We start from the raw sequence: 10,455 nt of genomic DNA on the forward strand, positions 1-10,455 counted from the left end.
GAGCAAGCTCCCTCGCCACAAAAAGCAGCAACTCTCCGATCGTTACTTGGGCATCTTGCGAAAGCCCACCGCCAGGCGGTTCCAGCTGTTGATGGTGGCGATGGCGACGCTCAGGTCGACTTGCTCCTGTGGGCTGAACTGCGCAGCCAAGGCGTTGAAGTCTTCGTCGGGGGCGTGGGTGTGGCTGAGCAGGGTCAGGCTTTCGGCCCAGGCCAGGGCAGCACGCTCGCGCGGCGTGAAGAACGGGGTTTCACGCCAGGCCGACAGGGTGTACAGGCGCCGCTCGGTTTCGCCGCCCTTGCGTGCATCGGCGGTGTGCATGTCCAGGCAGAACGCGCAGCCGTTGATCTGCGATACGCGCAAGCGCACCAGTTCCAGCAGTGGCAGTTCGATGGAGAGTTTGCCCACCGCCGCTTCCAGGGCGAGCATGGCTTTCATGGCGTCCGGGGAGGCGGTATAGAAATCGGTACGGGTTTGCATGGTGAATCTCCAGAACGTTGGGATAGGTGCGCAGAGTAGTCAGCGCAGCGTTCTGGAGAAATAGCCAATCCGGGCGAAGAACAGGTGACCAATCTACAGACCGCGGTTCCTCAGCCACTGGATGAAGCCCTTCTTGACCGGTACCACGGGCGCGTCTTCGGTCAGGGCCTGGGCGGCATGGCGGCGGAAGTCCAGCAGCGCCTTCATGGCTTCGCCGATATCATGCCGGGCGTCCAGGCACGGCTTGAGGTATTCATTTTCGATGCGGTAGAGCGTGCAGTAGGTCTTGGCCGAAAAATCCGCCAGCGCCGCCTGGTCGGAGAGAATGCCGGACTCACCGATCACCTCCCCAGGGCCCATGCGCCCAGCCTCGAACTTGTGCCCGTCCTTGATCAACAGCACCGAGACCACGCCGGACTCGATGATAAACAGGTGATCGCTGACCTCCCCCGCCGCCAGGATCATCTCACCGGCGCGGTAGGTGTGCAGGGTCATGTTCTGGCTGAAGGTGTCTTTTTCTTCCTGGCGCAAGGTCGAGAAGATCGACGAGCGCTCCAGCAAGGCGCGGGCGCCAGACACCGCAGGCGGCGTGCTGCCTTCGGTGGCAGACAACAGCCCCACGCCCGCCGCCTGCAAATGCCGGTAGGCCAGGTCGTAAAGCTGGTTGCGGGTTTCGCGCTTGAGGCCCATGGCCGGCACAAAGCCGCTGATCTCATATTCCACGCCACTGCCGGTGGACGCCTTGAACGCGACGCTGGGCGCCGGCTGGGCCAGCAACGGCCGGCAGCCCTGCATCGCACGCTCCAGCGCTTCGATCACGGTTTGCGGGCGCGCATGGGGGCTGACTTGCAGGCTGACCGCCAGGCCGAACATGTCCGCCGGACGCGAGAAGTTGATGATCTTGGCCTTGGCCGCCAGGGAGTTGGGGATCACCGCCAGGCTGCCCTGAGAGGTTTGCAGGCGCGTGGCGCGCCAGTCGATATCGGTGACACGGCCTTCGGTGCCGTCGATGGAGATCCAGTCATCGATCTGGTAAGGCTTGGTGGTATTGAGGACGATCCCGGAAAACACATCGCTCAGGGTGCTTTGCAAGGCCAGGCCGACGATGATCGCCACCGCGCCGGAGGTGGCCAATACGCCCTTGACCGGCAGGTCGAGCACGTAGGCCATGGCGGCGATGATCGCAATGAGGAAAATCACTGCGCCCATCAGGTCCTGCAACAAACGCCCGGTATGGCCGACCCGCTGCATCATCACCGCGCCGAGCAATACCGTGAGGGTGCGCGCGGCGAACAACCACCAGCCGATCTGCAGCGCCGTGGCGGCCAGGTGCAGGGTGGTGTCATCGGCATAGGGCGCCGCTTGCATGGGGTTCATGCCGTCGTTGAACAACACGGCACTGAATACCGCGAAAATCACCAGCCGCGCTGCGAGTTTCCAGTTGGCCAGGTTGGGGGAAATAAGGCGCCACACGGCGATGTCGATCAGGATCAACGCCATGGCGCACAGCATCGGGTGATCAGCGATAAATGAGGGCATCCAGGCGACTCCAGGGCGAATGCCGAGAAGATCGCATGAAATCAGAAACCTGGAAACAAAATGTAGGAGCTGGCTTGCCTGCGATGCAAACACCGCGGTGTATCAGCTACACCAGGGTGATGCTATCGCAGGCAAGCCAGCTCCCACAGGAGGTTGCGGTGAACCGTCAGGCGTGCATTTGCCCGAACTGGCCCGACTGAAAGTCGGCAAATGCCTGGTGAATCTCCTGCTCGGTGTTCATCACGAACGGACCGTGCCCGACGATGGGCTCGTCGATGGGTTCGCCGCTGAGCAGCAGCACCTTGGCGTCGTCGTTGGACTCCAGGGTCAGTTGCTTACCGTCGCGCTCGAACAGGGCCAATTGCCCCTGGCGTGCGACTTCTTCGCCATTGATCAACAACGTGCCGCTGAGCACCACCAAGGCGGTGTTACGCCCGGCGTGCAGGTCCAGCGTGACCGCTTTACCGGCGTTGAGGCGCAAGTCCCATACGTCTATCGGCGTGAAGGTGCGGGCCGGGCCTTGAGTACCGGCAAATTTCCCGGCGATCAGCCGCAGGTGGCCGGCGTCGTTTGCCAATGGCAGCACCGGAATGTCGCCATCGACGATGGTCTGGTAACCGGCATCCGCCATTTTGTCCTTGGCCGGCAGGTTGACCCACAGTTGCACCATCTCCAGTGCGCCGCCACTACGGGCGAAGTCTTGGGAGTGAAACTCTTCGTGCAGGATCCCTTTGGCTGCGGTCATCCATTGCACATCGCCCGGGCCGATTTTGCCGCCGGCACCGGTAGAATCGCGGTGCTCGACTTCGCCGTCGTAGACGATGGTCACGGTTTCAAAACCGCGATGCGGGTGCTGGCCGACGCCGCGACGTTGTTCAGTCGGGGTGAATTCGGCTGGACCTGCGTGATCCAGCAACAGGAATGGGCTGATGTGCTTGCCCATGGTGTCGTAGGAAAACAGCGTGCGTACCGGGAAGCCGTCGCCGACCCAGTGGGCGCGGGGGCTGGTGTAGATACCAATCAGCTTTTTCATGGTGTACCTCCAAAGTGAGTACACCTTAAATCGCCTCACCCTTGAGCACTAGCCGGTAAAAATGGCCCTGATCGTTCTATATATAGGACAGCGTTTTAACCTGGCGTTGGCGCAGCAGTTGAAAGGCAACCAGTGCCGACAGTGCAAACCCGGCCTGGATAACGATCATCGGCGCGGCACTGCCATCGCGTAACTGGCTCAGCAACAACCCGCTGCACGTGGCGCCGAACATCTGTGCAAATCCCATGAGCCCGGCGGCTAAACCCGCACGATGCGCATTGGGCATCACGGCCCCGGTAACGGAACCGGGCAGCACCAGGCCGCCGCCGAGCGTGACCAGGGCGATGGGAATATCCAGCCCCACTACCGACAACCCGAACACCAGGTAAATCGCCAGGGCTGCCACCCCGCCCACCGCCACCATCGTCACACCCATCGCCACAATGCGCTGCGGCCCCAGGCGCTGAATGTTACGCCGGGTGTAGGTGGAGCCGACGATCAGCATCGACACAATCAGCCCGAAGTTGAGCCCGTATTCAAGGCTGCTGAACCCCAGCAGATTGATAAACACCGCCGATGAACCCGCGATCACCGTAAACATCGCGCCATAGGTACACGCCAGGGCCACCGCGTAAGCACGGTATTGGCGCCCCTTGAGCAGATCCAGATACTGCCCGCCGAGGGTGCGCCAGTGTGCGGCCCTGGGATCGAGGTGATGATTGCTCTCGCGAAAGAACAGAAGCGCCAGCAATAACACCAAGCTGCCGATCACCAACGCTAGGGCGATGGGCGCACGCCACCCCAGTAATTTGATCAGTAAGCCCCCTGCTATCGGCGCAACGACGATGGCATACAACATGCCGATCATCGTCAGCGCCAGGGCCGGGCCTGCCTCGGCTTTCCACACATCGCGCACCACCGTGCGCGCTAGTACCAGCGCGGCGCACGCGCCCAGGCCTTGCAACACCCGGGCGGCGATAAACTGCTGGATGTCGGTGACCAGCAGCATCGCCAGCGTCGCCACTACGTAGAGCGCCAGGCCCCCGATCAAGACTGGCCGCCGGCCGATGCGATCCGACAGCGGCCCGAACAGTAGCTGCCCCAGGCCAAACGCAGCAACGAATGCCGACAGCGCCATGAGTGCCGAGCCTTGCGGCGCCTGCAGCGCGTGCTCGATGGCACCCAGGCCGGGGATGATCAGTTGCGTCGAGACTTCACCCAATGCGGTGAGGGCAACCAGCAAGAACAGCAAGCTGCGTGAGGGTGCCGGGGCGTTTGCCATGGGGAGTATCCGGGGGCTGGATTAATTTATATTTCGACCATAATATGAGCAAAAAATTATGTCCATAATTTTTTGCCCTATGGTCACCCTGGAGTTCGTCATGCCCCCTCTCCCCCTGCGCCTTCTCACGCCCCTGGCTCTGCTGGTGGTCCTCAGTGGTTGTAACAGCAAGGCCGACAGCGCCGCCCAGGCGCCCACATCGCGCCCGGTGCTGGCCGTCAAGGTCGAAGCAGCCGGCACCCAGCAAAGCGCTTATACCGGCGTGGTGGCGGCACGCACTGAAAGTGACCTGGGCTTTCGGGTCAGCGGCAAGGTGATCGAGCGCAAGGTCGACCCCGGCCAGCACGTCTCCCGTGGTGACACCCTGTTGGTGCTGGACATCGGCGACTTCGAACTGGCGCTGCGCTCGGCCAAGAACCGCGTCAACGCCGCCCAGGCCCAACTGCGCCAGCGCCGTGACGATGAAAACCGCTACCAGCGCCTGGCCAGCACCGGCGCGGTGTCGCGGCAGATCTTCGACCAGTCGGCCACCAACCTGCGCGTCGCCCAGGCCGAACTGGCCGCAGCGCAATCGGATGCCAGCCAGATCGAAAACCGTCGCACTTATTCGGTACTCAAGGCCGATGGCGACGGCATCATCACCGACGTGCTGGCCGATCGCGGCCAAGTGGTGGCCGAAGGGCAAATCGTGGCGCGCCTGGCCCATGACGGCGCCCGCGAAGCCATCGTCAACCTGCCGGAGAACCGGCGTGACCTGGCCGCGCAAAAAGCCCTGGCGTTTCCCTTTGGCGCAGCGGACCAGGCCGTGACCGCCACCCTGCGCGAACTGTCCGCCAGCGCCGACCCGGTCACCCGCACCTACCGCGCACGTTACGTGCTGCAGGGTTCGGTCGAGCGTTTCGCCCTCGGCTCCACCATCACCGTGCGCCTGCAAGGCAACGGCCAGCCCCTGCAAACCCGCGTGCCGATTGGCGCCTTGCAGGATGCGGGGCAAGGCACGGGCGTATGGCTGATTGGCGATGATCAAAAGATCAGCTTTGCCCCGGTGAAGGTCGCCAGCCTCGGCCAGGAAGACGCCTTGCTCGACAGCGGCGTAACACCCGGCCAAACCATCGTCGCCCTCGGCGCTCACCTGTTGCACAGCGGCGACACGGTGCGCTTGCTGCCCGCCCAGGCCCTGGCCCTCAACCGTAAGCAGGATCAATGAGTATGCGCGGGATCAACCTCTCCGAATTGGCCGTCAAGCACCGCGCCGTCACCTTGTTCTTGCTGATTGCGATCCTCGTTGCCGGGGTCTTCGCGTTCGGCAAGCTGGGGCGCGCAGAAGACCCTTCGTTTACCGTCAAGGTCATGACCATCACCGCCGCCTGGCCCGGCGCCACCGCCCAGGAGATGCAGGAGCAAGTAGCCGACCGCCTGGAAAAGCGCCTGCAGGAACTGGACTACTACGATCGCGTCGAGACCATCGCCCAGCCAGGCTTTGTGTCGATGCGCATGACCTTCCTGGAGTCCACGCGCCCGAGCGAGATTCAGGAGCTGTTCTACCAGACCCGCAAAAAACTCAGCGACGAAGCCACGCGCCTGCCCAAGGGCGTGATCGGGCCGTTTTTCAACGATGAATATTCCGACGTGTACTTTGCGTTGTACGCCCTGGAAGCCGAACACCTGCCCCATCGCCAACAAGTGCAAATGGCCGAGGAGCTGCGCCAGGGTTTGCTCAACCTGCCAGGGGTGAAGAAGGTCAATATCCTTGGCGAGCAGGCCCAGCGCGTGTTTGTCGAGTTCTCCTATGAGCGCCTGGCGACCCTGGGCATCAGGCCCGAACAGATCTTCGCCGCCCTCGCCGCACAAAATGCCGTGGCGCCCGCAGGCTTCGTCGAAACGGCGGGCGCCCGCGCTTATATCCGCATCGACGGCGCGTTCGACAGCCTCGCGCTGATCGAAAACGTGCCCCTGCAAGTCAATGGCCGCGTATTGCGCATCGCCGATGTGGCCACCGTGAGCCGGGGTTATGAAGACCCGCCCAGTTATCGCATCCGCCATCAGGGCGACCCGGCGTTGATGCTGGGCGTGATCATGGAGAAGCACTGGAACGGCCTGGAACTGGACAAGAGCCTGCAGGCCCAGGAAGCCAGAATCCAGGCCGACCTGCCGCTGGGCGTGAACTTCGCCAAAGTCTCCGACCAGGCGAAAAACATCAGCCTGGCGGTCAACGAGTTCATGCTCAAATTCTTCGTGGCCCTGGCCGTGGTGATGCTGATCAGCCTATTGGCCCTGGGCTTTCGCGTGGGGCTGGTGGTGGCGGCGGCCGTGCCGCTTACGCTGTCGATCGTGTTCGTGATCATGCTGGTCACCGGCCGTGAATTCGATCGCGTGACCCTCGGCGCATTGATCATCTCCCTGGGCCTGTTGGTGGACGACGCGATCATTGCCATCGAGATGATGGTGGTCAAACTCGAAGAAGGCTTTGACCGCATCCACGCGGCCACCTATGCCTGGAGCTCTACGGCGGCGCCGATGCTGACCGGCACCCTGGTCACCATCATCGGTTTTCTGCCGGTTGGGTTTGCGCGCTCCGGGGCGGGTGAGTACGCCGGCAATATCTTCTGGATCGTGGGTTTCGCCCTGATTTCATCCTGGCTGGTGGCCGTGGTGTTTACGCCTTACCTGGGCGTGAAGTTGTTGCCGCAGATCAAGCCAGTGCCCGGCGGGCATGATGCGATTTATGCCGGGCGCTACTACCAGACACTGCGCAGCCTAGTGGAGGCCTGCGTGCGCGGGCGCTGGCTGGTGACCGGCATGGTGGTGGCCGCGTTCGTGGTATGCGGCCTGGGTATGGCGGTGGTGAAGAAACAGTTCTTCCCGGACTCCGACCGCTCGGAGCTGATTCTGGAAGTGTATATGCCACCCGGCAGCGCGCTCAAAAGCACCGAAGCCGTGGCGGCGCAGGTGGAGAAGGCGCTGTTGCAAGAACCGCAGACCAGTATGGTCGACACCTATGTGGGCGGCGGTGCACCGCGGTTTTTCCTGTCGTTGAACCCTGAAATGCCAGACCCGGCGTTCGCCAAGTTGATCGTGCAAACCCCGGACTCCCACGCCCGCGACGCGCTGAAACTGCGGATGCGCGAGCGCATTGCGGCAGGCGAATTTCCGTCGGCGCGGGTACGGGTCACGCAGCTCGTCTTCGGCCCGCCGGTGCCGTTCCCGGTGGTGTTTCGCGTCTCGGGGCCCGACCTGAATGTGCTGCGCGGGCTGTCTGAAGACGTGCGTCAGGTCGTGGCCGGCAACACGCTGACCAGAGACACCTTCCTAGAATGGGGCGAGCGTGCCAGCGGTTATCGCCTGGTGCTGGACCAGGATCGCTTGCGCTTGCTGGGTTTTACCCCCGACGAGGTCAAGTCCCAACTCAACGCCCTGCTCAGCGGCAACCCGATCACCGAAGTTCGCGAAGGCAACCGCACCGTCTCAGTGGTGGCCCGCGCCCAAGGCAGCCAACGCGAAGACCTGGCCAACCTGAACAACATGACGCTGACCAACAGCGCCGGTACGTCGGTGCCGCTGGCCCAGGTCGGGCATTTCAAGGCGGTGATGGAAGAACCGATCCTCAAGCGCCGCGACCGCGCCACCACCGTGGAGGTACGCGCCGACATCATCGATGGCGTACAACCGCCCGATGTGGAAATGGCGGTGTACAAAGACCTGCAACCGCTGATCGCCAAGCTGCCCAGCGGTTACAAAATCGACATCGGCGGCCCGGTTGAGGAAAGCGCCAAGGCCAACGTGGCCCTGGCGGCGCTGTTTCCGATCATGATCCTGCTCACCCTCACGGTGATCATGTTCCAGGTGCGCTCGTTCGGCGTGATGTTCATGGTGTTCGCTACCGCGCCTTTGGGCCTGATTGGTGCAGTGCCGACCTTGCTGCTGTTCAACCAGCCGTTCGGCTTCAACGCGATCCTGGGTCTGATTGGCATCGGCGGCATTCTGATGCGCAATACGCTGATCTTCACCGACCAGATCCGCCAGAACCAGGACCACGGCATGGCGATTCGCGAGGCCATTATCGAAGCCACGGTGCGGCGCGCGCGGCCGGTGATCCTTACGGCACTGGCGGCGGCGTTGGCGTTTATTCCGTTGACGTTGTCTGTGTTCTGGTCGTCGCTGGCTTATGTGCTGATTGGCGGTGTGCTGGTGGGCACGGTGTTGACGCTGTTGTTTCTGCCGGCGCTGTGCAGCCTGGTACTGCGCGACAAGGTTGCTGAAACGTCCCACGTAACTGCCGGATAAGCTCTACTCCCCTCCCCTGTAAACCTCTGCAAAGTCCCTCGCCTGATCAAACAGTGCGAGGGATTGCAGATGGTTTTTCCTGTTAGAGACTTGGTTACCTGGCCGCCCCCCGTGGGGAGCCGCCGCGTATGACCCAAGCAGCCCACATTACCTTTATCGAACACGAGCTGGATGGTTTCCATCAGAGCCTGGTGGAGTACCGCCAGCAGATGGGCGCCTGGTATTCGCGTGCGCTGGATACGGTCAGTCATGCAGCGGACATGCCTTCGTTGCTGGGTATGGATCGGGTGTTGCGGGTTGGGGATGCACAGCAGTCGGTCGGTCTTGGCGATGCGGACTTTTCCACCGTGGCCCGCTGTCCGGCAGGGGGTGTGCTGAAGATCCAGAGCAGGTTCGAGTCAGCGTACGACGTGGCGATCGGCAATATTCCGGTTGAAGTGATCGGGCTGGATGACGGCAGCTCCAGGGTCATCCTGCTCGACGAGCACGGCGACGGTTTCCACGAATGCGCCGCCGGCGGGCGCTATCAGGTAAGGGTTCAGGGCGGTGTTTCAGCGCAGCAAGTCGATGCCTTGTTTGCTTCCTATGCCGGGCTGACTGCGGATCTGGAGCAATGGCTGCGCGAGCAGTGGCAAGGCTTCAAGCCGCATTGGCAGCAATCCCCGGCCAGCGCAATAGGCAACGGCGTGCTCGCCGGCAGTTGGGCAGCGATCCGTGACGTGTGGGACAGCATCAAGCAGGTGCAGGCGATTCTTGAAGACCCGCTCAAGTACGTCGAGCACCTGGGTAGCGAGGCGGCCAGGTTGGCGCAAATCGCCACCGATGCGCCCAAGGTCATGGAACAAGCGATGTTGCTGGCCAGTGATGAGGCGGCGCTGTACCTGTTACTGCGCACCGCCATGATCTGGCTGGAGGCGTTACCACCTAGTGAAGTTGCGCAAGCGGCCGCCGGTTTTATGGTATCGCTGCTGATTGACCTGGTGATTGGCGTGGTGTTGACCATCGCGCTGCCGGCAGCGGGCGTAGCGTATTTGAGTATGCGCCTGGTCAAGTACGGCGCAGGGATTCTTCAGTCAGCCGTGGGTTTCGTGACCGGTGTGCTGACGATCCTCACAACGTTCATGCGGGCGGTGGACCGCTACAAAGCGGTGGCGGTTCGCGGGGTGGTGGGAGGGCTGAAGCAAGGCACGGTGCAGATGCGCTGGCGAGCGCGGCAGAACTTAGTGCTGACGCAGAAAGAGCGTGTGGATGATGTGCCGGCGGTAGCTTCAAATCCTAAAGGCGATGCGGCGGCGCCAGCGGACAAGACCGTTACCCATGGCTGCCCGGTGTCGATGGTCACGGGCGAGGAATTGCTGACCCTCACCGATGGCGCGCTGGATGGGATCTTGCCGTTTGAGTGGACGCGGCTGTACCGCACCAGTGCGGTGGATGTGGATTGTGGGTTGGGGTTTGGCTGGAGTCATGGGCTGGCCCATCGGCTGGTGGTATCGGGCGATTCGGTGGTGTGGACCGACCATGAGAACCGCTCGACTACCCTGCCCTTGCCCTCAGTTGCTCGACCGGCGATTACCAATAGCCTGGCGGAAGCAGCGATCTACTTGGGCTCGGCTCCTGATGAACTGGTGCTGGCCCAGGCGTCGCGGTTTTATCACTTTCGTAACGGTGTCTTGGTTTCCATCAGCGATGCGTATGACAACCGTCTGCGCATTTGCCGTGATCGCTCAGGACGGATTGAGCGGCTGGATAACGGTGCGGGTCGTTCCCTACTACTGCGCTATGAGCTGGACCGCATCGTCGCGGTGGACTACCAGGTTCATCGCGCCAAAGGGCGTGA

The 10,455-nt window shown here is 62.5% G+C and carries 7 protein-coding genes; 3 read left to right on the top strand and 4 right to left on the bottom strand.

All coding sequences use genetic code 11. The features are described from left to right. Positions 1–42: 42 nt before the first annotated feature. The 4 genes from ACTJLA_RS26565 to ACTJLA_RS26580 form a co-directional block, all read right to left on the bottom strand. Positions 43–480, bottom strand: coding sequence for a carboxymuconolactone decarboxylase family protein (locus tag ACTJLA_RS26565; protein WP_054896576.1), 438 nt, complete (start codon positions 478–480; stop codon positions 43–45). A gap of 93 nt (positions 481–573) precedes the next feature. Beyond that, positions 574–2,019: a mechanosensitive ion channel family protein gene (locus ACTJLA_RS26570; RefSeq protein WP_314544271.1), complete on the bottom strand. Its 1,446-nt coding sequence runs from the start codon at positions 2,017–2,019 to the stop codon at positions 574–576. 166 nt (positions 2,020–2,185) lie between these two features. Further along, entirely contained in the window at positions 2,186–3,052 is an 867-nt protein-coding gene (locus ACTJLA_RS26575; RefSeq protein WP_034125786.1) for a pirin family protein, read from the bottom strand. Positions 3,053–3,128: 76 nt separating this feature from the next. Continuing rightward, positions 3,129–4,334, bottom strand: a complete 1,206-nt coding sequence (locus tag ACTJLA_RS26580; RefSeq protein ID WP_259039035.1) for a multidrug effflux MFS transporter — start codon at positions 4,332–4,334, stop codon at positions 3,129–3,131. A gap of 100 nt (positions 4,335–4,434) precedes the next feature. Between ACTJLA_RS26580 and ACTJLA_RS26585 the strand changes: the two genes are divergently transcribed. The 3 genes from ACTJLA_RS26585 to ACTJLA_RS26595 form a co-directional block, all read left to right on the top strand. Next, a complete protein-coding gene (locus ACTJLA_RS26585) occupies positions 4,435–5,541 on the top strand; it encodes an efflux RND transporter periplasmic adaptor subunit (RefSeq protein WP_181125005.1) in 1,107 nt (368 codons plus the stop codon). Positions 5,542–5,543: 2 nt separating this feature from the next. After that, on the top strand, positions 5,544–8,618 hold the full coding sequence (locus ACTJLA_RS26590; protein ID WP_440842456.1) for an efflux RND transporter permease subunit: 3,075 nt from the start codon (positions 5,544–5,546) through the stop codon (positions 8,616–8,618). A 128-nt stretch (positions 8,619–8,746) separates the two neighbouring features. After that, positions 8,747–10,455 (top strand): DUF6531 domain-containing protein (locus ACTJLA_RS26595; RefSeq protein WP_440842458.1); only part of this gene is annotated, 1,709 nt, incomplete at its 3' end.

The organism is Pseudomonas sp. 22072, assembly GCF_052046095.1.
In the GTDB taxonomy this organism is placed as follows: Bacteria; Pseudomonadota; Gammaproteobacteria; order Pseudomonadales; family Pseudomonadaceae; genus Aquipseudomonas; species Aquipseudomonas paracarnis.

Coding starts and splice junctions, on each gene's coding strand:
- ACTJLA_RS26565 (WP_054896576.1), bottom strand. CDS start 480: ATGCAAACCCGTACCGATTTCTATACCGCCTCCCCGGACGCCATGAAA.
- ACTJLA_RS26570 (WP_314544271.1), bottom strand. CDS start 2,019: ATGCCCTCATTTATCGCTGATCACCCGATGCTGTGCGCCATGGCGTTG.
- ACTJLA_RS26575 (WP_034125786.1), bottom strand. CDS start 3,052: ATGAAAAAGCTGATTGGTATCTACACCAGCCCCCGCGCCCACTGGGTC.
- ACTJLA_RS26580 (WP_259039035.1), bottom strand. CDS start 4,334: ATGGCAAACGCCCCGGCACCCTCACGCAGCTTGCTGTTCTTGCTGGTT.
- ACTJLA_RS26585 (WP_181125005.1), top strand. CDS start 4,435: ATGCCCCCTCTCCCCCTGCGCCTTCTCACGCCCCTGGCTCTGCTGGTG.
- ACTJLA_RS26590 (WP_440842456.1), top strand. CDS start 5,544: ATGCGCGGGATCAACCTCTCCGAATTGGCCGTCAAGCACCGCGCCGTC.